This is a genomic window from Colwellia sp., assembly GCF_013214175.1.
Lineage (GTDB): Bacteria > Pseudomonadota > Gammaproteobacteria > Enterobacterales > Alteromonadaceae > Colwellia.
The window spans coordinates 387,604-413,985 of record NZ_JABSPA010000001.1; the positions used below are offsets into that span (position 1 = coordinate 387,604).

The following is a 26,382-nucleotide window of genomic DNA, read 5'->3' on the forward strand; positions in this document are numbered from 1 at the left end:
AAAGACGACGCTAGTCGTCTTTATTTTTTTGTGGACAGCTGGCAATTATTTTATCCTCTCCCGATTTCATTTCTTGCACAATCTTAACGTCAAAGTGCCATAAATAATGTAGGTGTTTTAATACCTCATCTTTTGACTCGCCAAGCTCTACGCCATTGTGAGGCGTGTATCTCAGTGTAAGTGCTCTATCACCATCAATATTTGCATCAATGATTTGAATATTTACTTCAATATTACTTAGGTTATATTGATTTGCTAAATTTTGACGGACTTTTTTATAACCTTGCTCGTTATGAATGGCACCAATTTCAACATAGTTATTGTCACTATCATCATGTATATGGAATAGTTTAAAGTCACGCATCAGTTTTGGCGATAAATACTGGCTGATAAAACTTTCGTCTTTAAAGTTCTCCATGGCAAAGTGCAGCGTATCTAGCCAGTTACTGCCCGCAATTTCAGGAAAATATTCTTTATCCTCTTCTGTTGGATGTTCACAGATACGTTTGATATCAATAAACATGTTAAAGCCTAGCGCATAAGGGTTGATACCAGAGTAATATTTACTGTTGTATTCCGGTTGAGCAACGACATTGGTATGACTGTGTAAAAACTCCAGCATAAATTTATCAGTGACTAAGCCTTCATCATATAAGTGGTTTAGGATAGTGTAATGCCAAAAACATGCCCAACCCTCGTTCATCACTTGAGTTTGTTTCTGTGGATAGAAATATTGTGATATTTTTCTGACGATTCTGACTATTTCTCTTTGCCAAGGCTTGAGTAAAGGGGCATTTTTTTCAATAAAATATAACAGGTTTTCTTGAGGCTCTTTAGGGAATATATTTTTTTTCTCATGCTTTTGTTCTGCTTTTTTAGGGACTGTGCGCCATAAAGCGTTTACCTGTGATTGTAAATATTCAGCACGTTCAGATTGCCTTTTAAGCTCTTCATCTAATGATATTTTTTGTGGTCTTTTATAACGGTCAACGCCATGACTCATTAAGGCATGACAAGCATCTAAAGTAGCCTCTACATCACTAATACCGTACTTTAGCTCGCATTGAGCAATATAGTTTTTGGCAAAAAGTAAGTAGTCAATAATTGAACTGGCATCTGTCCACGACTTAAATAAATAATTGCCTTTAAAGAATGAGTTATGGCCATAACAGGCATGCGCCATGACCAGCGCTTGCATAGTCATAGTATTCTCTTCCATTAAGTAAGAAATACAAGGGCTTGAATTTATAACAATTTCATAGGCTAAGCCCATCTGGCCTCGTTGGTAGTTTTGCTCTGTTTGTATGAATTTTTTGCCAAAGGTCCAATGACTATAGCCAATAGGCATACCTACGCTAGCATATGCATCCATCATTTGTTCAGCAGTGATCACTTCTATTTGATTGGTATAAGTATCAAGGCGGTAAAAATCAGCTACACGAGCAATCTCTTGCTGATATTGACCAAGTAAATCAAAAGTCCAATCAGGACTGTCGTCTAAAGGAGTTACTTGCGTTTTTTGAGCTGTATCATCATTAGTTTTTGTCATCTATCACCCCTTTATTAAGTTATGCGACACTTTGTGTATTCTTTTTGAAAAGTTCCCTAAATACCGGGTAAATATCAGCAACTGATTTGATATGTTGCATGGCAAAATTACTATGAGACTCTTCCACTTTTTGATAGTGCTTCCATAGGGTTTGATGCGCTCTTTGGGTTATTTCTATATAACTAAAATAACGACTTTTAGGTAATATTTGCTGCTCTAAAATTGTTTGGCAGCGAGGAGAATCATCTGCCCAGTTATCACCATCAGACGCTTGAGCACCATATATATTCCATTGATTATCATTATAACGTTCGCAGATAATATCGTTCATTAGCTCTAAGGCACTTGAAGCAATGGTTCCGCCTGTTTCTTGAGAATAAAAAAACTCATGTTCATCGACTTCTTTCGCCTGGGTGTGATGCCTGATATAGATAACATCAATGTTTTTGTAAGTACGGCTAAGAAATAGATAAAGCAAAATATAAAAACGTTTTGCCATTTCTTTAGTTGCTTGATCCATTGAGCCAGAAACATCCATTAAGCAAAACATCACTGCTTTTGACGTCGGTACTGCTTGCTTAGCATAATTACGAAAGCGTAGGTCGAAAGTATCAATAAATGGCACTTTGGCTATCTTGCTTTTTAGTGTTTCAATCTCAAGGCGTAATGCTCGTTCTTGTTGAATATGATCATGTTTATCATGACTGAGTACCAAGAGCTCTTGTTCAAGCTGCTTTAATTTTTTACGCTTTGACGCACTCATTGCAATGCGGCGGGCAATGGAGCCTTGTAGTGATTTGACTATATCTATATTTGACGCGACACCTTCAGCGCAAAAGCCACTGCGGACTGTTTTATATTCAATCATCTTATCAAGTTGGTTTTTTTCAAGGTTGGGCAGCTCTAAGTCTTCAAAAAGAAGGTTTAGATATTCTTCCTTTGAAATTGAGAAGGTAAAGTCATCATCACCTTCTCCGCTATCACTCGCATCCCCTTGACCCGAACCTTGTCCTTGCTGTTTTGGCGGACGAGGGATTTTATCACCAGGAGAAAACTGATCATTACCTGGATGTACTCTATCTTTTATACCGCCAGCCCCTTGATGAAATATCGGCTCAGATAAATCCTGCTTGGGGATAATTATGTTTTCACCCGAATCTATATCTGTCACTCCTCGTTGGTTTATTGCATCAGAGACAGATTTTTTAATTTGATTTTTATAACGCCTTAAAAAGCGCTGACGATTGACGGTACTTTTATTTTTACTATTAAGGCGTCTATCAATAAAATTGGCCATACATTCTCCTTATCTCTTTTGCTTTGATTATCCCTATTGCGCAAGAGATACCACTTAAGAAGACTTTCTTACCCGTAAGTACCACTCAGATAATAAGCGTACTTGCTTTTGGGTATAGCCTTTGGTCATCATACGTTTGACAAAGTCATCATGTTTTTGTTGGTCATCTGTTGATGTTTTTGCATTAAAAGAAATTACCGGCAATAAATCTTCCGTATTGGAAAACATTTTTTTCTCGATAACTGTCCGTAGTTTCTCATAGCTAGTCCAAGCGGGATTCTTACCATTGTTATTGGCTTTTGCTCGAAGGACAAAATTAACTATTTCATTACGGAAATCTTTAGGGTTGCTAATACCAGCAGGTTTTTCGATTTTTTCTAATTCATCATTGAGAGATTGACGATCAAATAGCTGACCCGTTTCTGCATCTCTATACTCTTGATCTTGAATCCAAAAATCTGCATAGGTGACATATCGGTCAAAAATATTTTGTCCATACTCTGAGTAAGACTCCAAGTAAGCCGTTTGAATTTCTTTACCAATAAACTCTATATATTGTGGGGTAAGGTAGCCTTTGATAAATTCCATATAACGTTCAGAAATTTCTTTAGGCAGCTGCTCTCGTTCAACTTGTTGCTCTAACACATAGAATAAGTGCACAGGGTTTGCTGCAACTTCAACACTATCGAAGTTAAATACTCTAGATAAAATCTTAAACGCAAATCGAGTAGAAAGTCCTGACATGCCTTCATCAATACCAGCATAGTCTCGATACTCTTGATACGATTTTGCTTTTGGATCAGTATCCTTAAGTGTTTCGCCATCATAAACACGCATTTTCGAATAAATACTTGAGTTGACCGGATCTTTTAAACGAGATAAAACAGAGAATTGTGCCAGGATATCTAAGGTGTCAGGGGCACATTGCGCAGTTTTTAATTCACTGTGTTCTAGTAGTTTTTTATAGATATTAACTTCTTCAGAAACACGCATGCAATAAGGCACTTTAACAATATATACCCGGTCTAAAAATGCTTCGTTGTTTTTATTATTTCTAAAGGTTTGCCATTCAGATTCATTTGAATGAGCAAGTAAAATACCATTAAAAGGTAAAGCTGAAAGGCCTTCTGTTGGATTATAATTACCTTCTTGAGTTGCCGTAAGTAAGGGATGCAGCACTTTAATAGGTGCTTTAAACATTTCAACAAATTCCATCAACCCTTGATTGGCACGACACAATGCGCCAGAGTAGCTATAAGCATCAGCATCGTTTTGTGCAAAATGCTCAAGCTGTCTAATATCCACTTTACCAACCAGTGCTGAGATATCTTGATTATTATCATCACCAGGCTCTGTTTTAGCGATGGCAATTTGATCCAAAATTGAAGGGTAAATTTTAACCACTTTAAACTGGGCAATATCCCCTTTATATTCGTGTAAGCGTTTTGCCGCCCAAGGCGAGATGATGTTATTTAAGTAACGCTCAGGAATATTATATTCATCTTTTAATATTTTACCGTCTGAATTAGCATCAAATAAGCAAAATGGGTGATCATTTACCGGACTACGTACACCATTGGCACTTAAAATATAGATCGGCTCTTGTTGCATCAGTGACTTTAGTTTTTCAGCTAAAGATGATTTACCGCCGCCAACAGGACCTAATAAATATAAAATTTGTTTATGCTCTTCTAGCCCTTGCGAAGCATGTTTTAGATAAGACACTATTTGCTCAATGGCTTCTTCCATGCCGTAAAAGTCAATAAAAGCAGGGTAGCGTTTAATAACTCTATTGGAAAATATCCTGCTAAGTCTGGGGTCTGTTGCCGTATCTACCATTTCAGGGTCACCAATGGCAGTAAGTAAGCGCTCGGATGCACTAGCATAAGCAAGATTATCTTCTTTACAGATAGTTAAAAACTCTTGCAAGCTAAACTCTTCTTGTTGGGCTTGTTCATAACGCGTTTGATAATGTTGAAAAATACTCATAACGACCTCCAAAAGAGCGAAAAACTATCCATTTAAGATAAATTAGCAAATGTCAGTACTTAACATCTTGTAAAGGTAAGGGTAAAGTAAACTTCACTTGCTATAATTTAAGGTTAGTTGTTCTGGCTGATTTTGCTAAGAAATTTATACAATTAAATTGTAATTTTTCTGAAAAAGCCATGAGAGATCAACTAGCTATTCTTTCGTACCTAGTTATAAATTTAAACTTTTGTTGCTTGAGCCAGCATATGCTAGTTCTGCTAATTGTCGGTATCAGGTAAACAACACCCTAGCTACGCCTATTTTATTAGCACACCTACCAGCTGTAAATAATTAGTTACACTCTACCGCTAGCACTAGCATAGCCTTGTTAGCAGCAAACAATATTTTGAGTAAAACACTCGTACAACTTTTGTTACATCCATCTTTTTTGCCTCGTACAAGCAGCTCTTTCGCTTAGCTCATTTGCCCTTGATAATAGAATTAATTCAAGAGAATAATTGGAAGAGAAATAACAATGACTAAGAGTAAGAACCCATTAAAACTTTGTGGTATCGAATTTACTGAATACGCCACACCAGATTCTGATTTTATGGAAAAAGCTTTTTATGGCTTTGGTTTTTCTAAAACCAAAAAAATGAAAGGGCGTGATATTGAATACTTTAACCAAAACGATATCCACTTTTTATTGAATAAAGAAAAAGCCGGCTTCTCAAAAGAATTCGCTAAAAATCACGGACCTGCGATTTGTTCTATGGGCTGGCGCGTTGAAGATGCCGACTTCGCCTTTGCTGAAGCCGTAAGACGTGGTGCAAAATCTGCGGAAAATGAAGCAAACAAACTTCCTTACCCTGCGATCTTTGGTATTGGTGATAGCCTGATTTATTTCATCGAGAACTTCGCGACCACAGGTAAGAATAAAGGTTTAATCTATGACACTGACTTTGAAGATATCGCTGAGCCCGTTATTCTTGAAGATAAAGGATTTTTAGCCGTTGATCATATGACTAACAATGTTCGTCAAGGCACCATGCATAAATGGGCTGATTTTTATAAAGACGTTTTTGGCTTTACTGAAGTACGTTATTTTGACATCAAAGGTGTTAAAACCGCATTGATCTCTTATGCACTGCAATCACCTTGTGGTAAGTTCTGCATCCCGATTAATGAAGGTAAAGGCAGTACCAACAATCAAATTGATGAGTATTTAAAAGAATATAATGGCCCTGGCGTACAGCATTTAGCCTTTATTACCGATGACTTAGTGGGCTCATTAGACAAACTTGATAGTTCAATTATTGATACGCTCAATATTGTGCCTGAGTATTATGATGAAATATTTGACCGCGTACCTTGGGTAAAAGAAGATAAAGCTAAGATTAAAGAGCATCAAATTTTGGTTGATAGCCAAGGTGAAAATACTTACTTATTGCAAATATTTACTAAGAACTTGTTTGGCCCGATCTTTATTGAAATGATTCAACGTGTGGATGATCAAGGCTTTGGCGAAGGTAACTTCTCAACCTTGTTTAAATCGATTGAATTAAATCAAATGGAACGTGGCGTTTTATAAGCTGAATTCAATTTATAACGTTCGTATATTTTTGATAAAAAAAACCAGCCAGCTAAAAAGCTTGCTGGTTTTTTATTGTTTGTCTGTTTAGTTAACTAAATAGACAGGGATTATGGCTTATTTTCCGTTAGCTGACACGTTAAGGTCTTTCAAAATACCATCGTGTAACTTGTAAACCACACCATGGACGGTAATATCCTGATTATTTTGCCAAGCACTTAATAAAGTGGTGGTTTTACATATATTGGCTACTTGCTCAATAACATTGAGCTCACATAATAAATTAATGCGTTCTTTCTCATCCGTTATCTTATCCATCTCTTCTTTATGGAAACGGTAAACATCTTCAATATGGCGTAACCAGTTATCAATAAGACCATGGCTTTTATTATCAAGGGCTGCACTGACACCACCACAACCATAATGGCCACAGACGATAATGTGCTGTACTTTTAATACATCAACGGCATATTGAATAACAGATAAACAGTTTAAGTCGGTATGAATAACTTGATTGGCGATATTACGGTGAACAAAGACTTCACCAGGTTGCATGCCAAGTAATTCGTTAGCAGGTACGCGAGAATCTGAGCATCCTATCCATAAATACTTTGGCGATTGCTGTTCAGATAAAACTTTAAAAAACTCAGGATCTTCTTTGGTAATTTTTTCTGCCCATTGTTTATTATTATCAAACAGGTGTTGTATTGTTGTCATAAGTCTAAGTCACGCCGAGTAGTTAAATATCATGACATTTTATGTCATGAAAAAGGTAAGTGAAAGTAATTATTTGTAATGTTGTAGCATTTGGGGGGATTAGTCGTCAATGCAAAATGAAGATGCGTTTTTAAATACAAAACATGGTTTGAGCCATAGTGAGCTATTAGCATTGCTGCTTACACAACGGTTGTTGTTTTCGGCTACTTGAAGACCATTACTTAATAAGTGTAATTGCTATGAGTATCTCTAGTATAATAACGATAATTTATACCCTATAGGTAAATTACTATGGCTAGTGCATGTGCATTACATATTTTAGTAAAAACTGAAAAACAAGCTTTAGAAATAAAAGCACAACTTGATAACGGCGCTAACTTTGCTGCGCTGGCAAAAAAGCACTCTCTGTGTCCATCAAAGAAAAAAGGTGGTGATTTGGGGGAGTTTCGCCGTGGACAAATGGTGAAAGCTTTTGATGATGTTGTTTTTAAAAGGCCGGTATTAAAAGTACATGGACCCATAAAAACAAAGTTTGGCTATCATTTAATTAAAACCTTATATCGTAATTAACAGCGTATTTACCCCTGTTGTTATGTGATTATGTCGCTATTTTGTTTTTTCTTCCTGCTCTTCTTTATCAAGCATTTCATTGCGCTGTTTTATCTTTTTAAGTTGCTCTGGCGTTAAATTAAACTTTCGGGCCGACTTTTTTAATACATAAATACCGCCAACGATAATACCCAGAGCAAGCGCTGTAATAATAATTTCTGTTAATGACATATATACTAATAATCCTTTTTGATAACTTTGATGAAAATACTAGCAAAAATAATGCTATACAGGTAATTAATTCTATTATATAAAATGCTTGGTATAAAATTCCGAATGTACATCGCAATAAAAAATATAAGAGAAAATAGTATGCTAAGTAAGTTATCGACAAAGCTCCTGCTACCCAATTTAGCGATTGGCTTAGTTTTTATTTTCAGCCTGTTTTTTATTAGCGACACAGTAAGTAAATTCACCCTAGCTGTAATTCTCATTGCTTTAGTTATCTTGCAAAGTCTGGTTAGCTACTTCTTTTTCAATCAAATGTTAACCAAGCGTTTAGTTCGACTAAAAGCTTATCTTGATATGGTTGTCAGTATTGAAGAAGCGCCATCAGAGCCATTAAAAGATCCGGCTAATGACGATCTTGCCCAAGTAACCAATGACCTCAGTCATTTTATTGTCGACTTGGCTGATGTTGTTAACGTTATTCGACAAGAGTCAGAAGTGTTAAGGCAAGGCTCTACTTCATTGTCTTTGCAAATGTCTGACTCTGTAGCGCTGGTGGAAAACTCAACCGAACAAATTTCGCAAATGGCAGAGTCTATTGAGGACGTTGCCAATACCTCGTCGAGTTTATCAAAAAGCGCTGAACAAGTAAGTGAGACCACCAGTTCAGTTATGGAAATATTGGCAAAAGGCGTTAATTCTTCTAATACCAGTCAAGAAACCATTGAAGCTGTTGCTAGCGAAGTGGGTGATATGGCCAAGGAGCTTGCTTTGTTGCAAGAGGAGAGTGCTCGTATAGGCTCGGTCTTAGATGTCATTAGAGGCATTGCCGAGCAAACAAACTTACTTGCCTTAAATGCGGCAATTGAAGCGGCTCGTGCTGGAGACCAAGGTCGAGGTTTTGCCGTTGTTGCCGATGAAGTTCGTGCATTGGCTCATCGAACTCAAGAATCAACTGTAGAAATACAAGCCATGGTTGAAGGGTTACAAGCTAAATCAACAAATGCCGTCAACAGTATGAGTAAAGGGCATAAGTTAACGCAAGACTCTTTAAATTATTCCGCTGAGGTTGTTAGTGCACTAGAGCAAATTGGTTATGCTTTTCAAGATGTCGATAACTTAACATCACAAATTGCCAGTACTACCTTGGCGCAACAAAGCGCTACATCATCTATTAATGACACTATGTTAGCTGTGGTGTCTTTAAGTCATGATATAAACAGCGGTCTAAATTCTGTTGCTGCGCATGCAGAGCAACAGCAACAAACGTCAAAAGAAGTAGAGCAGACCATTAATAGAATTTGTGTTTAATTTAACGCTCACTTTCTTGTTTACGTAATTTTGCCAGCTTTTGTAATTGCTTCGATTGCTCATGTAAGCTGGTACGCACCAATATTTCTCTATCTTCTTCGCGGATAAAATGAAAAGTTACCTTGTAAGCAAACCGTTCGTTAGCTGACTCGACCGCGATTACCTCACCGTAGCAATAAATAGCACAATTATTTTCAATTAAAAATATTTTCAGCTCAAGTAATTGGCCGACATCAAATGCCGTTGCTGCGATAAATTTTATGCCGCCGCCACCAAATTTCACCCCTTGATGCCTATGTTGTATTTCATCTTGTTGACTCAGGATATAGCCAACCAGTAAATCAATTTTTTGTGATTGTTGGTTAAGGAAGCTAACTAGTTGGCTAGCGCTACTACCTAAGATTTGCAATGAACGTAAAGCCGATTGGTCTATTGAGTTCATTTCAGTTGCCAGCTTAAAAGGCATCGGCATTTTTGCCATAAATCCTTCAAAGCTACCGGCTTGATCTTTGTCTATGGGGGTAATGTTTACCGAGAAGTCATGTTCAATGGCAAAAAACTCATGATATTGGGCTAATTTTTGTTCAAGGGAAAGAGCAGTCATGGTGTGTAGTTTCCATTTATAAGAGAGTGGTTTTCATAAATACGCTAAAAGCTTATAAAGTAATGCATTAACTGAATTTATACCTGCGTTAAATAATCAAAGCATAGAATGACTATGCATAAATTATTCTCCTTGCCTAAAGTCATTTTCATTGCCACTGAAATCCTGCAGTTTGAATGGTACGGGTATATAACAAAAAATTGTAACTTTAATTGTCTGGGGCTATTTGTTTCAGACAAGTTTAGTGATTGTGTTATGCTACAGAACATTCTAAATCAGTACCAGATATAATAATACCTCAATGTTTCAACCTATTAGTATCTTCATCGGACTGCGCTATAGCCGTAGTAAAAGCCCTACTGGCTTTGTTTCTTTTATTACTTTCTTTTCCACTGTCGGTATTTTATTAGGAGTAGCGGCTCTTATTACCGTGGTCTCCGTGATGAATGGTTTTGAAGGCGAATTAAAAAAACGAATATTAGGTATAGTTCCCCACGTAATTGTCAGTGACTTACCTAATAAAGAGCCTAACAACGGGGCTATTAAAGAGACTCGTAGCCCACATGAGCCTAGCTGGCTCGCTTTACGAGAAGAGTTACTTAGCCAACCTCATGTGCTGCAAGTGACACCTTTTCTCGAAAGTGAAGCGTTAATTCAGTCACCCAATGGACTGCAAGGTGTGCTTGTACAAGGGATAATGCCTAAGTTTGAACAATCAAATATTATCAACAGCCATATGGTTGCGGGCAGTCTGGAAAACCTGACAAAACAAAGTTACTCAGTAGTAATAGGGCAGGCGCTAGCCAACAAGTTACAAGTTTCCTTAGGTGATGAAGTTCGGCTGGTACTCCCGAATAAAAGTGTCTTTACCCCTATGGGGCGTATTCCCGTACAACGTGTGTTTAACGTCGCCGGTATTTTTCATATTGGCTCACAAGTTGATGATGCTATGGTTTATGTGGACAGCCGCTATGGTGCGAAATTGCTAAGGCGAAAGGGTGATGGTATTGATAAGTTACGCCTTTATTTGGATGATGCTTTTAATGCCAAGCGCGTAGTAACAACACTTGAACAACAGCAAAAAGACTCACAACAAAATACTCAGCAAAGTACGCAGCAAAACAATCCACTGCATTCCGTTAGTTTTAGTACTTGGGATGAAAGCCAAGGGGCATTATTTTCAGCGGTAAAAATGGAAAAAAACATGATGTGGCTCATGCTTAGTTTAATTATTGCCGTTGCCGCTTTTAATATTGTTTCGGCACTGGTGATGGTTGTTGTAGAAAAACAAGCTGAAATAGGCATATTGCAAACATTAGGTTTAGCACGTATTGATGTCATTAAAATTTTTATTACTCAGGGTATGGTGAATGGTTTGTGGGGCGTTACCCTTGGCGGCCTGCTTGGACTGATTCTAGCCCTTAATCTGAACGATATAATGCAGGTGGTCGGTGTTAATTTATTTGGCTTTGGCATGCAAGATTTACCGGTAAAGCTTGAGTGGCTTGATGTGTTAACTATTATTTTCTCAGCACTCATCATGAGTTTTCTTGCCACGCTTTATCCCGCATACCAAGCTTCGACTACCCAGCCAGCACAGGTGCTACGCAATGAATAAGGTCTATATTAATGAGTAAAGTATTACAGTGTTGTCAGTTAACTAAATCATATAAGCAAGGTGATATTGAAACTAAGGTATTAAAAAACTTAGATCTCAGTGTTGAGAAAGGAGAGCTTATTGCTGTTGTTGGTAGCTCTGGTTGCGGAAAAAGTACCTTCTTACATCTTGCCGGCGCTTTAGATACACCAAGTTCAGGCAAGGTGCTTATCAATGGTATTGATATTCATCAATTATCTGATAAAGAAAGAGCCAAATTTCGAAATCAGCATATTGGCTTTATTTATCAATTTCACCATTTGATGATGGAATTTACCGCGCAAGAAAATGTTGCTATGCCATTGATGATCCGAGGTGAAAAACCCAAGCAAGCACTGTTGGCCGCTAAAAGCATGCTTGATCAGGTTGGCTTAAGCCACAGAATTGATTACCGACCTTCACAATTATCTGGCGGCGAACGTCAACGTGTGGCAATTGCTCGAGCATTAGTTACCAAGCCGTCTTTAGTGTTAGCAGATGAACCAACGGGTAATTTAGATAGCGATACCGCAGAGCAAATTTATCAACTGATTCGTAGTTTGAATAAGACTGCTCAGACAAGTTTTGTTATTGTGACCCATGATTTAGTCTTGGCGAGTCGCATGGATAGGCAAGTGAAATTAGTGCAGGGTCAAATATCACCTTGGTTAGATGAGAGCAAAGAAGCACTAATTACAGACAATGCTAACAGTGAATTAAGTCAAGATATCCCACAAGTAAGCGAAAAGCATGTTTAAACCGTTAAGTATCTTTTTAGGTTGGCGTTATGTGCGCAGTCGACACGGTAATGGTTTTTCAGCTTTCATCTCTGCTTCTTCTACTATTGGTATTGCCTTAGGGGTAACTGTACTTATTGTTGTGCTTAGTGCTATGAATGGTTTTGAACGAGAGTTATCACAAAAGCTGCTTTCGATAGTACCTCACGTTGAATTGGTTAGTGTCAATGAGCCGATAAAAAATTGGCGGCAAAGCATAAAGAAAGTACAAAATGAGCAAGCCGTATTAGCTGCTGCGCCAGTCATCAAAATGACCGGAATGTTACAACATGGTTTGCAGCTCAAAGCAGTGGAAGTACGTGGTGTTGATACCCAACTTGAAATGCAGGTGTCGAGTATTGATGATTATATTATTGCTGGTAAGTGGCAGGGTCTGAGCGCCCCTAAGCAAAATAATAATACTATTATTATCGGTAGTGGCGTAGCAAAAAAACTATCAGTAGAGCTGGGTGATAAAATACAGTTGTTGTTACCTCCGCCAGGAGGGGGTAATGATGTTAAACAAGTGTTTTCTGCCCCTATCACTCGTCATGTCGAAGTGGTTGGCATTTTTAAATTTGGCGGCACAATAGACGAAACATTAGCTTATGTCCCACTGACCCTAGCCAGTGAGGTTATGGGCTATAAAAGTAATGAAACACAAAGTATACGTTTGAAAGTTACCGATGTGTTTTCTGCACCTAAAATAGCGAGACAAGTAGCCTATAATTTTGACCATTATGTTTATATCAATAATTGGACCCGTACCCAAGGGCATTTATTTAATGATATTCAGTTGGTGCGCATGGTGATGTTTATTGTCTTAGTACTGGTGATCGCGGTAGCTAGCTTTAATATTGTCTCAACCTTGATTATGGCGGTTAATGAGAGGCAGGGCGATATTGCGATTTTAAAAACCATGGGTGCAAGCTCACAAACAATAATGTTGGCTTTTATTGCTCAAGGTTTGGTTAATGGCGTAGTTGGTAGTCTGTTAGGAGCACTTTGTGGCGTTTATTTGGCATTAAACCTTACTGATATTATTAGCAGCATAGAGCAGTTGCTGGGGATTACTTTCTTATCAGGCGATGTCTATTTTATTAACTACCTGCCAAGTGTTTTACACCTTAGTGATGTTTATGCCACCGTTATCACGGCACTCATTATGAGCCTGTTGGCGACTTTATATCCCGCATGGCGAGCAACAAAAATTGAGCCTGCACAAGTGTTAGGACAACAATAATACCAATCCGTATAAAGAATAGAATAACATTCTCTTCAATCAATGCCTTGCCTCCAAGGCTTTAAATTCTAGCTAAGCGAGCACTTACTTATGCGGATTGGTATAATCACCGCTAATACAAGTTCCTCGAATAGCTTATTTCTAGCTGAAAAAAAGACAAAAAATACCGTAAACAGACATAAGTATAGACATACCTTGAAGGCACCATAGAGAGGTGCTTTCAGAGGTTTTTAAAATGTCTATAGATTTATTGTTATTCAAGGCATTACACTCGTAATTATGTCTATGAATATTAAGCTTATTCTGAAAACTATTTAGTGGCCTTAATTCCGTACGTCATAGTCGTAATTGACTAGACAGGTTGGGGCTCAGTGATGAATAAAATTAACCGATAGTTAAAGGGAAGCCAAAAGGTGCTTCCAGCATAGGAATTAACTTAATATTGCTTATAAGAAGACAGTTGCTTATTTATATCGTATAACATGTATTCACCCAACCAAATGCTGTGGCATGATTTATTACGGCAAGCATCAAAGTAATAATCCTGAAAGCAGAGCATATTTGGGTGGTGGTGAACTATTAATTTTTGCGCAGTACAAGCTAGGTAGGAAGTATTTTACTAAAGAAGTAGTTAAAACTTTTTCTGATGTTGAATACGCTGAAGAAGCTGAAGAAATGATAGTTGATGCTGATTTTATAGGAAGTTTAAATAACTTTAATTTAGCACTAGGCAGTCACCAAGTTAGTGTTCAACCTAGTTTGGCTCATCCATTAAAAATAAGGCTATTGGAATGGGCACGCGATTTAAAAAAGGCTGATTGGGATGGTGTACCTGTATGGCTTTATAGAAAAAGGGTAGTAGACAGTAACAAAGTATTTAAAGATGTAATGCTCATTAGTGTGCTTAAAGGTAAATTACGTTATAAAGAAGGAGTTATGCAGATAGAGGCCTTTATTAGTTCTTCAGTTAACCTTGAAATCATCAAAAATTCACTACATAAACATCAAGGTAACGACATCCGAGTTTATGTAGTGAATTTTAAAAATCCATACGAGGTTATTTGTGAATTGATTGATGTTGTTAAAATATCAGGTTTTATTTCCAGCGTAAGGGTTAAATTTAGAGGTAGTTCTGAGACTCAATTTCGACTTAGTTATTCCAATAACGTTTACTTTAGCAGAAATGGTAAGCTCATAAAGAAAGAAATAGCGACTAACTTAATTAAATGTTTTAACTGAAATAAGTGTTGGGATTTTAAGTTCTTTATACTTTTATCAATAAATTACAGAGAAATAAATTAATGTAGTGATTAAAGTAAAGTGGCGAAAAATACGTATATATTTATTCATTAAAACAGATGAAGAGAACGAATTATGAATTTTCGTTGACCATTTTAGGTGTTGATGAAAGTACACCCAATATTGACGATTTATTGTATGAGTCAGCCTGTTGTGATGGGCTAATTTGCTACTACGGAAAAGCTATATATATTGATTTCCATAGAAAAGCCGATAATTACTTAGAAGCTATTACCTCAGCGATTAAAGATATTGAAGCTGCACACATTGATGCAAGAGTATCATGCGTAGATGCGGGTGATTATGTAGGGCTTGCAGATATTGCCGAGTTATCAGACGTAACTAGATCCTCTATAAAGCAATTAATAGATGGTATCCGCGGTAGCTGTGGTTTTCCTGACCCTGTACAGCGCTTGCAAGGTAAGCACCCTTTATGGCGCTGGAGTGGTATCTCAATGGTTATCAACTGAAAACATACTACCTAAAGAGTTTGCTGAAAATGCTGAAATAACAGAGCTTATGAATATAGCGCTAGAACTTCGTAACCAAAAGAAAAAGCAACCAGTAGAAGCACTTGTAGAGCAGCTAAGCGTACCTTAATGCGCAAGGCACGAGCGCATCCGACTGTAATATTTGCGTTTGAGTGCCTTGCTAGCACTTGGACTTTTATAGCTTCTTTCACGTTGAAAAGTGATTCTAGACTCTGCTTTATCTGACTTACTTGAACTCATTGAAAATACCAATATGTGATTATAAAATTAGAGTGCTAATGCCGCACCAAGAAGTCATTAGCTGAAATCACTCAATAATAAGTGTGCTATTGATATATAAGCTGACATGAAGTTTAGACTCTGTTGTATTCAGAAAAATAGCGCACCAGCTAAAGGTGCGCCCTATTATAATGGTTGTTTTTTTTGCAGAGGCAAAGTTAAATCAATTAAGATATGGTAAATATAGATCTCTTTACCACCACGATATCTAGACTCTACTACACTGTAATAATCTGAACTATAATCAAGTCGTTTAAGTTGATGATTAACTATATCTACTTTATCAAACCCCAAATACTGCATTCCTTTTATATGTTTACAGTAATCATGTCTTTTATTAATGAAATCATCAAAGTAACAATAAGACACAATGAATATAGGAGATAAACTTTCACGGTCATACTTTGTGATCTTATTAACGTGCTTATTTATAACTACTTTATTAATATAATTTAGATTCATAGCTTCAAACATTGATATCGAAGAGTTAAGCCTGTCGCTAATCAATCCGTCAGTTTCACCTACCCCCTTATTACTTTCTGCTGAGCCTATTCGAGCTTGGTCAGATAACCTAATTGAAAAAGTAGACATTTTTTGATTGAAAAGAGACGTAAACCAGTCATTAATAGCATTTTCATCTTTTTTATCTATTAACTTTTCTAAATTTCTCCCTCTTTTTAAAATTTCTTTCAAGCAAGAAAAAACTTGATTATATAGGAAACTTTCTAATCTAATATCTGAATCATTTGAGATTATCTTTACCAAGTCAGAAATTGATTTGTTAACAATTTCATTGTAAATGGTTCGTAGTTCATCATTAGATTTATTAGAAACTAAAACCTGACTTCTTATTTTCTCTCTTTGTAATGGACTTGTGGAATTTTCAATTTCAATCTCTATATCTTTAATCTCTTGAGTCAACTCGTCATCATCTAGCTCAACAGAGTGATAGGACTTATAGTCCTGAAGAAGTTTAGAGGCTGGCTTTAAGTTATCCTTTTTCCGCAGAGCTTTACTATATGTGATCGTAATTGAACGGTGAAACTTTTCAGAACGTATCAACTTTGAACATTCAGCATCCACCTCGTTATAATTACCCGCAAGGTAAAGAGCGTATAGATAATCGGACTTGTTGTTTAAGGATAAAGTATCAATGCTAAAGTTATCTTGGTTCGCTTTGTATTCTTTTATTAATATTTTGTACTTTTCACTATCTGATTCATTTTTTAATAAAGCCTGAAGCTTTGATGTAAATATAAGGTGAGCAAAAATTGAGGATTTGTATTCTTTATTCAATTGTTCGAATATCAACTTTGATTTCCCTGGTTCATTTTCAAGTTTAATCAAACCAATGATATACCGCTTAAATAAATCCACTTCTTTATGCCAGTCTGTTCTAATTTGTTGATATTGCTTCTTTACTTCTAATTTAGGCTCAGATACATCATTTACCAATGTAACTTTGTCTTTACTCTTGTCAGGAGAATAATAAATAGTTAATAGCTGATACTTATATTCAAAAACTGACCATTTTTGTATATATTCTTTGAAATGTTCGCTTGCTCGCCAAGAATGGCTATTTAAAAAATCTTTTGCTGCGTTTAGCGATACTTTAGCAATATCTAGTTTATTTTTATCTAGAGCTAATAAAAATGACTTTTCAATTGCAGGTAAACTGTCTTTATTTAACTCCCAATTATCACGATGTTCAATCTTTTCAATTATTTTGTTTTTTCTATCTTGTTTAGATGCATTGGAGTATAAAGACATCATTGTATCTAATGGGGCAGAGTCAGAAATGCTTGATACGATTTCATCAAAGGCAGCTTCGTCAAAGTCGTTAATTGTTTCTGTAAACTTATTCCATAAATCGTACTTATCATCCGAAAAATGGCAGTCGAATAAAGGAAATTCAACATCTTCAGACTTGAAGCCAGCTGTTTTTAATATATCTAATAATACCCTTTGGATTTCGTTCTTAGGGGCATTTGATAATGGGTACAAGTTAATTAGAACTTGAACGAAAGATCTAACCGATTTCATATAATAAATTGAATTATTATTTTCTTTGAAAAAGAAACCTTGAATTAACTTTCTAGGGGATGGCTTTAACTTGACGAATTTACTTATTAAATTTATTTCATTACATACTTCCCAGTTAAGATTGTCGTAGAAATGATCTGAATTTAAACAATGAGAATCATGACTTAAACTAAACTCAAAATATCTTTTATACTCAGAAAATATTTTCTCTCTAATCTTTACTAATAAAACCTTTAAGCTATCACTGTTTTTCTGCTCACACAAATCAGCAAGTAGGAATAATAAATAAGTTGTATATTTAGACCAAATCCCAGAAATATCAATTTTTTCAATTTCATCTATTAAAACATAAGTTAATTTTTTGAACTCCTTAGAGGTCAAGTCACTTATTATATTCTCAACTAATTTTTGTTCAAAGGAGTCATTTCCTTGGCTATTTCCAATATAACCTTTAGCTAATTTAATAAGGAGCAAAGACAACATTTGTTCCTTATTATTGTTCATCGAAATTTTAATCAATGCATCAGATAATATTGTGGATACATTGCTTTTAGCCCCACTATAGTTAACTTCTCTTGAAGTATATTTACAGTTAACTTCGCTTATTAACTGTATCGCAGCAATATCAAATTCATTTGGTTTCGATAGTAAATATAGGCTATAGGTGATGTTATTTAATAAGTTTGGAATCACACAGAGCAAGTAAAATCGTAATGCTTGATTTTCTATTGATTCATTAAGTAAACTTTCTATATTGCCTTTGCTACTTACTACCTGATAATCAATAAAAAGATCATTTTTAATTAGGTATATCAGAGAAGGAAATACTTCAGTATCGTAAAACATTAAATGTTCTAAGCGTCCCCCTCTATTTATGAACTCTAAATTTCCAGTAGTTTTTTGCTGTTTTATTAAACTATAATTTTTAACTACTTCGACTATTGATAAAGGAGTTGAAGTAGTTGTCTCGCTTTTAGTTTTTTCGGCCTGATTTGGAACTGGAGTTAAGCAGACGTTAATAGAGGTTTTTTGTCTAATAAGTTCATCTCCGAAATTTCGATGTGAGTGCAAAATGTTTTGAAACTGTTCAAAAGGCATATTTAACAAACTAGAGTTTCTTATTCTTTCCATACAGATAGTAGAAAATATTATTATTTCATCAGGACTGAATATGGATGAATTAGGTATTGAAATTAAGTCAGACAGTAATGGTTTTAAACTATAAAACCTGTCTAATATCTCCGTTCTTTGAGGGGATTTAATGACCTTTTTCCAATAATAATCTGATATTAGACTTTTAATATCTCTATTTTCTGTTCTCAATGTAATAGAGCAAGTGTTAGTTATTTTATCAATATCGACATTAAGCTTTTCAAACTGATAGTTATCGGGAACAATTCGTTCGTAAGTTCCACTATCAATTTCCATTTCTAAAGACTGAAAATTATTTCTAGAGTAAAGTATATCTTTTAGTGATCTAACGAATGCCAATATTGGTTTGACTGTTTTGTGTATATATTCATTATGCTGACTACTAGGTAGCATTGTGCTGACTTGAAGCCAATCACATTCAAAAAAAACAATGCCTAACTTTTCTAACAACTCGAAATCAAAATCTTCATTTATGTACCTTTCTTTACCGTCAACTGTCTTCCAACAAGCATCACCTAACTGCAATTTTTTAACAAACTCACGAGTCAACCTCGGGCTTTTCAACTCCATGTACAAAAGCAATTCTGAAACATAATTTGCTTCTATGTGTGTAACTATATCCAGAATTGGCATATCAGTATTATGCTGATTATATTGGTCAACTTCTGTTAAAAGCTCATTTAGCTCTTTTATGGGTAATTGATAGTTCTGGTACAAGTATTTCTCCATTAATACAATACGATGATATGCATTTAGTATCTTACTATGTATTCACTTTTAACCCAGTAGACTATTCGGGGTTTTGTGCCCATCCCCTCGAAATTGCTAATGCGGCCTTTTTAGTGGTCGCTTTGTGCGCATCAATGTCATTAACTTAAGGATTTAACACATACGTTTATAATTCATTGGGTACTTATTTGTCTTGTTTCTACGGTCTTGTCGAACAAACTTACGATTGGGTCGAATAACACTTAAACTCTTCGATATTTTACTTATCAGTAGTTCGTATAACTCAAGCTCAGCTAGCTTCATTGTGAACCGAACAACATTGTCTTTAAGCTGATTTATCGCAAAGGTAAAATTGATTTTATATTCATAGAGCCTCTTGCTTTTAGGCTTCTTTATTTTTCGTTTTGCATCATGGATTGCAGAAGCTGCAAGGTTTTTAGTCAATAGCTTAGCGTGTAAGTCTTGTAAAATACCTTCAACAGAAACACTAGAGTAATTCTCAATGTTGAGACGACTTTTTAATACTTTGTAATCTTCTTCAACTCCCCAGCGTTGGTGATATAAATTAGCGAAAAGAGAAGTAGGATAAGCTTTCAAGTCTGTTAATGATGAGACCAAAACCTCTGGCTCTCCTGATGGCAGGTCAACTCGTACTAATCTTAAACAAAGTGACTCAGTCGATATTTTGTCTTTTCTACATCGACGGAGAGACTTCTCAATACAAGGAAAATCAACGATATCACTATATTTCCCACTTTCTAAGAAGGCTTTAACAACATTAGAGCTTTTAACAATACGCATGCAGAAATCAACCTTTTTTAGCCTATGGTATTTATAAAACCAAACGGCAGGATAACCTCTGTCATAAAGGACTAAGTCGCCTTTTTGAGTTTTATTTAAATGCTTTAGCGCCATTTCACGCTCTCCTGTTGAATGGCTTTCTACCTGTAAATCTAGGGTAATATTATTCTTAACATCATAAAGTTGTGAAAGACGAACATGGGGCATAGCAGCATGTGGGCGAGCTTTACCAAAATGTTCAAGTAGTTCGTTAGAGATAGGTAATTGTGTGACTGAGCCATCAACCGCTAGCAGTCTATGGCCTTGCCATTTATCGATGGTTGCAGCTTTATAGAACGCTTGAACTAAATCATCATTTAACTCAATAAATGCCTGATGAGATAGTTTCTTTCTGGCTTTACAGAAGGCAGCAGTGCTAACTGACTTTGTCGACAAGTAGCTATCATCGATAACATTAAAAAACCGAACGAGTTCTGCCTGAATTGAACCATTGAGAGCATTCAACATAAAACTCATTAAACGAGGAAAAGTAAGGGTGAAATTTCGAGTAAAATCGGTTGGTCTTTTACGGTGATTTTCTAAAAACTCAGTTGAATGAATTTTATTGGTTAACTTTTGTACTATTTGAATTAAATACTGAACAGCTCATTGGTGATTTCTCTCTATTTTTAATTCATAGCTAGGTTAGCAACTAGCTAACTTATTGTAAATGCGTAAATTAACCTTAAGTTAATGACATTGTTGTGCGCATTCCGGACGTTAGCCTTTAATTTTTTGCCTTATATTTTCTAATGAATATTTTATGTCATGTTACTGAGCTGGCTCAGTAACACTCCTAAAAAACACCAATAAACGTCTATTTAATTGATCTTAGTGTAATTTATAGCCTTTCTATGATGGGTATTACTGAGCGGGCTTAGTAACATCCTATCTTTTATTAAATAGTTGGTTGCAGTGGTTTCTAATTCTTTGAATTTGTGGGACATTAATGTAAATTAAATTTTAATTATGGAACGGACATTACTGAGCCGGCTACATAATAAGCTGTTAGGCTGTAAAACAAATTGGAGAGTAGAATTTTGGAAGACGCTAGTATTTTTACACCGTATTATATTCTAGATATTTTAATGTCTGTCATAGCTGTTATCGTTAATTTCTTTGCTTATTTTTCATTGAAAAAAACATTTAAGCTTAAAAATGATAGTTACATATCTCATTTTTCAAAAGCGTTCCTTTTTTTCGGAATATCTACCTTGTTTAGTTTACTTTCTTTTATCACAATAATTATTCTCGTGGGAATTGCTGGGGACAGTCAATATTTTGATTTCTACGTTGACGTACCTTATAACTTGGCATTTGCTGTTGGTTTATTTTATTTATTTCGAGGTGTAAAAAATACCCGCGTACTTAGAACAGCCTAACAAGGGTTTTCAAGTCGGACAAATTACAGTTGGCTTTTTGTTCGTACCTCACTTATTTTAGCCAACTACAATCTGCCGCTTAAAACGGCGTTATGTGTTTTTGTAGTTTGGGTGAAAATCTCAATATTTAAGGATTAATTTATGCTGGAAGCAATAGTAGAAGGTTTCTTTTATACGCTAGGTGAAATATTAGCGTACACCTTATGGCCTTTACTTTATTACTCTGGTTGGCTTGTATTAAAAGTTATAACCTTTGGCAGTTATCCTCCTAAATCAGATCCGATGTCTTTTAATCCAAACAATCACTCAAAAGTTTTTGTGCGTTTCGTTGGGTTCTTATTATGGTGCGCTGTCGGGTTTGTTGTGTTTAAATATGTTCTGTAAATCAAACACATAACAAGCTGTTCAAGTGGGACAAATTACAGTTGGCTGGTTCCGCTCCGCTGCACATTTTAGCCAACTACAATTTGCCCCTTAACAGGGCGTTATGCATATACTCATTTACCGGTAGGAAGTTTGAATCAATGAATATTTGGTTTCTTAGGATGGATAAAGATGGTTGGAGTGAGCTAGACCTCAATCAAGATTACAAGTTTATTCACAGTGCACACGGTAGTTGTGGCGGTGTAGATGTAGCTAAAAGATATAAGCACATGTTATTTCCAGAGTTAACTCTTAAAGGCAAAGAATTAGCGAAATTTATCCGTACAATTAAACAAAAATTAATTGTAAATGGTCTTTTTGATCTAGAGCAGTCGGGAAAGCGTCGATGTGATATTGCTCTGCGGTATTGGTTGTCAGAAATGAAGTTGGGTGATTTAGTTTTTGTGAGAAATAAACAAGGAAAGGTAATACTCTGTAAAATTACAGGCTATATATCAGAGGAGTTCTTTGATAAGCGCGGTTGTTTTCAACGACCCGTTGAAATTTTAAGTGAAATTGATGAATCTATGGTTCCTTCTGAAATATGGAATAGAACTCAAGGCCGTAAAACGATAGAAAGAAATGCCAAAAAGCATATTACAGATTGGGTTACTAGTAATTACAAATCATTGGTTTGCTCATAATAAATAATATGCCTAACAAGCTGTTAAACAAGGACAAAAAACAGTTAGTTTTTGCTCCTTCGTCGCTTATTTTAACCAACTATTTTATTGCCTGTTAACAGGGCGTTATGTGGTCCCCATGAAGTTAAGCCTATACAAATATTTAGCCTATGATGACGGCGCCAAAGCTTTACTAGAAAATAGTACATTAAAGTATAGTCATTTTAGTGAGTTCAATGATCCGTTTGACTGCGTTGTGTCTTATGATGTTGAAGATTCTCTTGTGTACTACCAATCTAGAAAAGACTTGATTAAAGCAGTAGGAGATAATCTAGGTTACAGTCCCTCAGAAAGAATCGAAAAGATGCCTAAATTATTAAAAAATCTCGAAAAATCAATTGAGAGTGGTGATTTTCATAAAAGCATATTAAGTCGAATTGGTATTTGTTGTTTATCAAGTGTATCTGACAGTATTTTAATGTGGTCGCATTATGCTGACCACCATAAAGGTATCGTCGTTGAATTCGATACTTTTCAAGATGAATACACAGAATTACATGACGTTGAGCAAACATTATTAGGCTATCCAATTGTTTATCAGAATCAAATGCCCAGAATTAGTGCTCGCAATAGTCACGATGGTTTTTCAGCAGTACAAAGTTCAATTCTAACTAAGTCACTTAGTTGGGAGTATGAAAATGAGGTGCGAGTTCTCTCAACTCGTTTAGGACCAGGTATTCATAAATTTGATCACACCCTCATATCCAGAGTTATTACGGGTGTAAAAATGATAGATAAGGATCACTTAGATTTAGTTCAACGTGTTGCAAAAATAAATAAATCTAATGGGTTGTCAATAAAAGTGGTTAAAGCCAAAATGAGCAACGATAGCTATAGCGTAATCACCACATAACAAGCTAATTAATAAGGACAAAAAACAGTTGGCTGTTTTCGTTCCTCAACATTTTAGCCAACAATTTTTTGCCCATTATTAGGGCGTTATGTTGTTCAAGGAAGTCTGAGTCCATGGAGAGGTCTGTATCAACTATCATCATTTTTTTACTACTGTTACCTATTTCAGCTCATGCTGAAGTTATGGATAAAGAGCCATCACTTCAATTTAATTTTATTTGGGGCATTGGCGGCTCTATAGCCACGCTACTTTGTGCTAGATACAAACCTAAATTCTTACCTTTAATTACCTTACTCCCACTATTTTACTTTTATGCACTGTGGGAAGAAATAAATGATCCACATGTTGGCCCACAGATTTTGAGAGAGGCTGGTGAATTTTACATTCACAGTGCATACGCTCTTGGTATATCTGTTATTTCTTGTATACCTATTGGGCTATTATGGTTTTGGTGGTATAAACAACATAACAAGCTAATAAATAAGGACTGAAAATAGTTTGCTGTTTTCGTTCCTCAACATTTTAGCAAACAATTTTTAGCCCATTATTAGGGCGTTATAAGCACCGGAAGCTTGAGTATGATTCATAGGATAGTGGCAATCTCATTAATCTTTATTTTCTTATTAATTTTCACTGGGAAATTTGAGTATTATAGTGGTTTTAACACTTCACAAGCCGCTGTAAGTGAGTTTGATTCGGAAGTATCAGAAGATGCAGCAGGTGGCATTTTATATGTATATTTAATTGCTGCGTTTAGTTGTTACTGTTTATTATTCCCTAATTCAGTATCTGAGAAATTATCACCTCGTACAGGTAATATGCAAACACTACTGCTTAAAGACGACTTTTGGCTTATTGTCGGTTACTTTTCAGTTGCAGTAACCTTTTTAGTATTAGAGGCTTTCAGGTAATGTGCTTATAACAAGCCAATTAAAGTGGACAAATAACAGCTTGGCTTTTTGTTCACTTCGTTCACTAATTTTAGCCAAGTATTATTTGCCCGTTATTGGGGCGTTAGTTACCAAGGAAAGGTTAGAGTATGATTCGTAGTTTTATTAATAAATTTGGTTCGATTTTGTATGTCCAGATATGGGAAAACCGTATCAGAGTTGTTGATTTAAAAACTAATGAAGTGTTTGATGAGAAACCTTTACTTCAAATCGAAACAGGAAAGAATGGAAGTAAAGTAGTTACAGCCTTTGGTAACAGCGCTTATATTAGTACAGTAAATCCCTTTTCTCACCCCAGGGCATTACTTAATGACTTTTATATTGGGGAACGTTTACTTCAACTAATCGTAAAAAAACTTATTGGCAAAAAATTTATAACTTCGGCTCCTCAAATAATTATTCATCCAATGGAAAAAACAGATGGTGGTTTAACCATGATAGAAGTTAGAGCATTTAGAGAAATGGCGTTGGGAGCTGGTGCAAGTGAAGTTGCAATACATCAAGGTAAAGATACATTGGAGTTATCAAAAATAATTTTCAAAGATCTTATAAAAGATGATGAACATTTAGTATTTAAATAATTGGCAACTAACAAGTAAATCAACAAGGACACGTAACAGTTGGCTACGTTTCGCTTCGCTACACAATTTTAGCCAACCATTACTTAGCCTGTTATTTGGGCGTTAGCTATTCAATCAAGGATGTGTATGTACTCTAAAATATTAACTACTTTTTTCTTAATCTTTTCATTTCATGCAGTTGCCGGTGTTTCAATCACAACAGTGAGTAAAACAAAGAATGAATTGAAAATTAAAAGCTCTCTTGAGTCTCTACAAGAAAAGTATGATCTAACTCCTTGGATTATTACTGATGTCATCGAGGTCGATGAAAAAGCAAGAATGCCTCGAAGCCATCCAGTTTTAACGATGAGTACAAAGGATGAATATTTAAAAAGCGATATTAAGCTTCTTTCATCTTTTCTTCATGAGCAATCTCACTGGCATGTAATTAAAAATGGTCGTGGTAGTAAGTCAGAGTTCAGAGCTGCAATAAAGGCTAATTTTCCAAATGTTCAATTTGAACGGCCATTAGGCAGTGGTACTGAAGGTGGCACCCTTAGTCATATAATTGTTTGCTATCTAGAGTATGTTGCACTTTCGGAGCTTATTGGTAAAGAAAAAGCTATTCAAAACCTATCAACAAACGACTATTACACTTGGGTCTATCAAACAATTATTAACTCAGAAAATCATGATAAATTAGATCGTCTTGTTCAAAAGTTTGGCTTAGGTTTTGGCGTAAATAATAGCTAACAAGAAAATCAACAAGGACACGTAACAGTTGGCTACGTTTCGCTTCGCTACACAATTATAGCCAACCATTACTTAGCCTGTTATTTGGGCGTTATCGATACAAAATCTAATCCTAATCACCGCTACTGATTAAATGCTAATGTCCGCAATGTGGTAAAAGTGAGCCTTAGCTTTTAACCAATGAATAGTGAAAGACAGTTCAATGCTAATGACTTCTTGGTGCGCAAAGTTGAAGTTAACTTCAAAATATTTGCGATATATTTTCTAATGAATGTTTATTTTATTGTTAGTGTGTTCCTATACAGTAGGCTGTGATTCCTGCTTTCTACAAGAAAGAGCGGATATTTCCTCCTTTCACACATCGAACAGTTGATTGGTTATTTTTAACTCATTGATCTACAGACAACAATCAAGTAATCTCGCATGATTATAAATTATTGACGATTAACTCCACCTTGTAGAAAAAAGGGATT

The 26,382-nt window shown here is 35.7% G+C and carries 24 protein-coding genes; 16 read left to right on the forward strand and 8 right to left on the reverse strand.

What is annotated here, in order from left to right; genetic code table 11:
• Positions 1–10: 10 nt before the first annotated feature.
• The 3 genes from HRT55_RS01675 to HRT55_RS01685 are packed head-to-tail and all read right to left on the reverse strand — an operon-like array spanning position 11 to position 4,835.
• Entirely contained in the window at positions 11–1,549 is a 1,539-nt protein-coding gene (locus tag HRT55_RS01675) for a SpoVR family protein (protein WP_291618354.1), read from the reverse strand.
• Between the two features lie 19 nt (positions 1,550–1,568).
• On the reverse strand, positions 1,569–2,846 hold the full coding sequence (locus HRT55_RS01680; protein ID WP_291618355.1) for a YeaH/YhbH family protein: 1,278 nt from the start codon (positions 2,844–2,846) through the stop codon (positions 1,569–1,571).
• A gap of 54 nt (positions 2,847–2,900) precedes the next feature.
• Positions 2,901–4,835: a PrkA family serine protein kinase gene (locus HRT55_RS01685; protein WP_291618356.1), complete on the reverse strand. Its 1,935-nt coding sequence runs from the start codon at positions 4,833–4,835 to the stop codon at positions 2,901–2,903.
• Between the two features lie 517 nt (positions 4,836–5,352).
• Between HRT55_RS01685 and hppD the strand changes: the two genes are divergently transcribed.
• Positions 5,353–6,408: a 4-hydroxyphenylpyruvate dioxygenase gene (gene hppD, locus HRT55_RS01690; RefSeq protein WP_291618357.1), complete on the forward strand. Its 1,056-nt coding sequence runs from the start codon at positions 5,353–5,355 to the stop codon at positions 6,406–6,408.
• Between the two features lie 117 nt (positions 6,409–6,525).
• Here hppD and can read toward each other — a convergent pair whose 3' ends face one another.
• Entirely contained in the window at positions 6,526–7,125 is a 600-nt protein-coding gene (gene can, locus HRT55_RS01695) for a carbonate dehydratase (RefSeq protein WP_291618358.1), read from the reverse strand.
• A 291-nt stretch (positions 7,126–7,416) separates the two neighbouring features.
• On the opposite strand from can, the gene ppiC reads away from it, so the two are divergent.
• On the forward strand, positions 7,417–7,695 hold the full coding sequence (gene ppiC / locus HRT55_RS01700; protein WP_291613252.1) for a peptidylprolyl isomerase PpiC: 279 nt from the start codon (positions 7,417–7,419) through the stop codon (positions 7,693–7,695).
• 36 nt (positions 7,696–7,731) lie between these two features.
• Here ppiC and HRT55_RS01705 read toward each other — a convergent pair whose 3' ends face one another.
• Entirely contained in the window at positions 7,732–7,905 is a 174-nt protein-coding gene (locus HRT55_RS01705) for a DUF2897 family protein (protein WP_291618359.1), read from the reverse strand.
• Positions 7,906–8,046: 141 nt separating this feature from the next.
• Here HRT55_RS01705 and HRT55_RS01710 point away from each other — a divergent pair, with 141 nt between their 5' ends.
• A complete protein-coding gene (locus HRT55_RS01710) occupies positions 8,047–9,213 on the forward strand; it encodes a methyl-accepting chemotaxis protein (RefSeq protein WP_291618360.1) in 1,167 nt (388 codons plus the stop codon).
• Between the two features lies 1 nt (position 9,214).
• Here HRT55_RS01710 and HRT55_RS01715 read toward each other — a convergent pair whose 3' ends face one another.
• Entirely contained in the window at positions 9,215–9,817 is a 603-nt protein-coding gene (locus HRT55_RS01715; protein ID WP_291618361.1) for a PilZ domain-containing protein, read from the reverse strand.
• 301 nt (positions 9,818–10,118) lie between these two features.
• Here HRT55_RS01715 and HRT55_RS01720 point away from each other — a divergent pair, with 301 nt between their 5' ends.
• The 5 genes from HRT55_RS01720 to HRT55_RS01740 all read left to right on the forward strand — a co-directional run bounded on the left by HRT55_RS01720 (position 10,119) and on the right by HRT55_RS01740 (position 15,241).
• Positions 10,119–11,435 carry a lipoprotein-releasing ABC transporter permease subunit gene (locus HRT55_RS01720; protein ID WP_291618362.1) on the forward strand — a complete coding sequence of 439 codons (1,317 nt, stop codon included), beginning with the start codon at positions 10,119–10,121 and terminating at the stop codon, positions 11,433–11,435.
• A gap of 11 nt (positions 11,436–11,446) precedes the next feature.
• Positions 11,447–12,211 (forward strand): lipoprotein-releasing ABC transporter ATP-binding protein LolD, encoded by a 765-nt coding sequence (lolD, locus tag HRT55_RS01725; RefSeq protein ID WP_291618363.1) that lies wholly within the window; start codon positions 11,447–11,449, stop codon positions 12,209–12,211.
• The gene (gene lolE, locus HRT55_RS01730) at positions 12,204–13,472 is read left to right on the forward strand and encodes a lipoprotein-releasing ABC transporter permease subunit LolE (protein ID WP_291618364.1); all 1,269 of its coding nucleotides are present in this window, start codon (positions 12,204–12,206) and stop codon (positions 13,470–13,472) included. Before lolD ends, lolE begins: the two co-directional genes overlap by 8 nt.
• Before the next feature lie 510 nt (positions 13,473–13,982).
• The gene (locus HRT55_RS01735; RefSeq protein WP_287205685.1) at positions 13,983–14,711 is read left to right on the forward strand and encodes a hypothetical protein; all 729 of its coding nucleotides are present in this window, start codon (positions 13,983–13,985) and stop codon (positions 14,709–14,711) included.
• A 119-nt stretch (positions 14,712–14,830) separates the two neighbouring features.
• Complete coding sequence (locus HRT55_RS01740) at positions 14,831–15,241, forward strand: hypothetical protein (protein WP_287205683.1); 411 nt, start codon at positions 14,831–14,833, stop codon at positions 15,239–15,241.
• Positions 15,242–15,667: 426 nt separating this feature from the next.
• On the opposite strand, the gene HRT55_RS01745 is transcribed toward HRT55_RS01740, so the two are convergent.
• Together HRT55_RS01745 and HRT55_RS01750 are read right to left on the reverse strand one after the other, a co-directional pair.
• Positions 15,668–19,453 (reverse strand): hypothetical protein, encoded by a 3,786-nt coding sequence (locus tag HRT55_RS01745; protein ID WP_287205677.1) that lies wholly within the window; start codon positions 19,451–19,453, stop codon positions 15,668–15,670.
• Positions 19,454–19,618: 165 nt separating this feature from the next.
• Positions 19,619–20,896, reverse strand: a complete 1,278-nt coding sequence (locus tag HRT55_RS01750; protein ID WP_367240950.1) for an IS4 family transposase — start codon at positions 20,894–20,896, stop codon at positions 19,619–19,621.
• Positions 20,897–21,345: 449 nt separating this feature from the next.
• Between HRT55_RS01750 and HRT55_RS01755 the strand changes: the two genes are divergently transcribed.
• The 8 genes from HRT55_RS01755 to HRT55_RS01790 all read left to right on the forward strand — a co-directional run bounded on the left by HRT55_RS01755 (position 21,346) and on the right by HRT55_RS01790 (position 25,909).
• The gene (locus tag HRT55_RS01755) at positions 21,346–21,687 is read left to right on the forward strand and encodes a hypothetical protein (RefSeq protein WP_287206836.1); all 342 of its coding nucleotides are present in this window, start codon (positions 21,346–21,348) and stop codon (positions 21,685–21,687) included.
• A 141-nt stretch (positions 21,688–21,828) separates the two neighbouring features.
• The gene (locus HRT55_RS01760) at positions 21,829–22,071 is read left to right on the forward strand and encodes a hypothetical protein (RefSeq protein ID WP_287206833.1); all 243 of its coding nucleotides are present in this window, start codon (positions 21,829–21,831) and stop codon (positions 22,069–22,071) included.
• A 140-nt stretch (positions 22,072–22,211) separates the two neighbouring features.
• Positions 22,212–22,754, forward strand: a complete 543-nt coding sequence (locus HRT55_RS01765) for a hypothetical protein (RefSeq protein ID WP_291618365.1) — start codon at positions 22,212–22,214, stop codon at positions 22,752–22,754.
• A gap of 118 nt (positions 22,755–22,872) precedes the next feature.
• The gene (locus tag HRT55_RS01770; protein ID WP_287206827.1) at positions 22,873–23,646 is read left to right on the forward strand and encodes a DUF2971 domain-containing protein; all 774 of its coding nucleotides are present in this window, start codon (positions 22,873–22,875) and stop codon (positions 23,644–23,646) included.
• 113 nt (positions 23,647–23,759) lie between these two features.
• Positions 23,760–24,137 carry a hypothetical protein gene (locus tag HRT55_RS01775; protein WP_291618366.1) on the forward strand — a complete coding sequence of 126 codons (378 nt, stop codon included), beginning with the start codon at positions 23,760–23,762 and terminating at the stop codon, positions 24,135–24,137.
• Between the two features lie 87 nt (positions 24,138–24,224).
• Positions 24,225–24,557, forward strand: a complete 333-nt coding sequence (locus HRT55_RS01780; protein ID WP_291618367.1) for a hypothetical protein — start codon at positions 24,225–24,227, stop codon at positions 24,555–24,557.
• A gap of 128 nt (positions 24,558–24,685) precedes the next feature.
• Complete coding sequence (locus tag HRT55_RS01785; protein ID WP_291618368.1) at positions 24,686–25,177, forward strand: rod shape-determining protein; 492 nt, start codon at positions 24,686–24,688, stop codon at positions 25,175–25,177.
• 126 nt (positions 25,178–25,303) lie between these two features.
• Positions 25,304–25,909 (forward strand): hypothetical protein, encoded by a 606-nt coding sequence (locus tag HRT55_RS01790; RefSeq protein ID WP_291618369.1) that lies wholly within the window; start codon positions 25,304–25,306, stop codon positions 25,907–25,909.
• Positions 25,910–26,382: the final 473 nt, after the last annotated feature.

Coding starts and splice junctions, on each gene's coding strand:
- HRT55_RS01675 (WP_291618354.1), bottom strand. CDS start 1,549: ATGACAAAAACTAATGATGATACAGCTCAAAAAACGCAAGTAACTCCT.
- HRT55_RS01680 (WP_291618355.1), bottom strand. CDS start 2,846: ATGGCCAATTTTATTGATAGACGCCTTAATAGTAAAAATAAAAGTACC.
- HRT55_RS01685 (WP_291618356.1), bottom strand. CDS start 4,835: ATGAGTATTTTTCAACATTATCAAACGCGTTATGAACAAGCCCAACAA.
- hppD (WP_291618357.1), top strand. CDS start 5,353: ATGACTAAGAGTAAGAACCCATTAAAACTTTGTGGTATCGAATTTACT.
- can (WP_291618358.1), bottom strand. CDS start 7,125: ATGACAACAATACAACACCTGTTTGATAATAATAAACAATGGGCAGAA.
- ppiC (WP_291613252.1), top strand. CDS start 7,417: ATGGCTAGTGCATGTGCATTACATATTTTAGTAAAAACTGAAAAACAA.
- HRT55_RS01705 (WP_291618359.1), bottom strand. CDS start 7,905: ATGTCATTAACAGAAATTATTATTACAGCGCTTGCTCTGGGTATTATC.
- HRT55_RS01710 (WP_291618360.1), top strand. CDS start 8,047: ATGCTAAGTAAGTTATCGACAAAGCTCCTGCTACCCAATTTAGCGATT.
- HRT55_RS01715 (WP_291618361.1), bottom strand. CDS start 9,817: ATGACTGCTCTTTCCCTTGAACAAAAATTAGCCCAATATCATGAGTTT.
- HRT55_RS01720 (WP_291618362.1), top strand. CDS start 10,119: ATGTTTCAACCTATTAGTATCTTCATCGGACTGCGCTATAGCCGTAGT.
- lolD (WP_291618363.1), top strand. CDS start 11,447: ATGAGTAAAGTATTACAGTGTTGTCAGTTAACTAAATCATATAAGCAA.
- lolE (WP_291618364.1), top strand. CDS start 12,204: ATGTTTAAACCGTTAAGTATCTTTTTAGGTTGGCGTTATGTGCGCAGT.
- HRT55_RS01735 (WP_287205685.1), top strand. CDS start 13,983: ATGATTTATTACGGCAAGCATCAAAGTAATAATCCTGAAAGCAGAGCA.
- HRT55_RS01740 (WP_287205683.1), top strand. CDS start 14,831: ATGAAGAGAACGAATTATGAATTTTCGTTGACCATTTTAGGTGTTGAT.
- HRT55_RS01760 (WP_287206833.1), top strand. CDS start 21,829: ATGCTGGAAGCAATAGTAGAAGGTTTCTTTTATACGCTAGGTGAAATA.
- HRT55_RS01765 (WP_291618365.1), top strand. CDS start 22,212: ATGAATATTTGGTTTCTTAGGATGGATAAAGATGGTTGGAGTGAGCTA.
- HRT55_RS01770 (WP_287206827.1), top strand. CDS start 22,873: ATGAAGTTAAGCCTATACAAATATTTAGCCTATGATGACGGCGCCAAA.
- HRT55_RS01775 (WP_291618366.1), top strand. CDS start 23,760: ATGGAGAGGTCTGTATCAACTATCATCATTTTTTTACTACTGTTACCT.
- HRT55_RS01780 (WP_291618367.1), top strand. CDS start 24,225: ATGATTCATAGGATAGTGGCAATCTCATTAATCTTTATTTTCTTATTA.
- HRT55_RS01785 (WP_291618368.1), top strand. CDS start 24,686: ATGATTCGTAGTTTTATTAATAAATTTGGTTCGATTTTGTATGTCCAG.
- HRT55_RS01790 (WP_291618369.1), top strand. CDS start 25,304: ATGTACTCTAAAATATTAACTACTTTTTTCTTAATCTTTTCATTTCAT.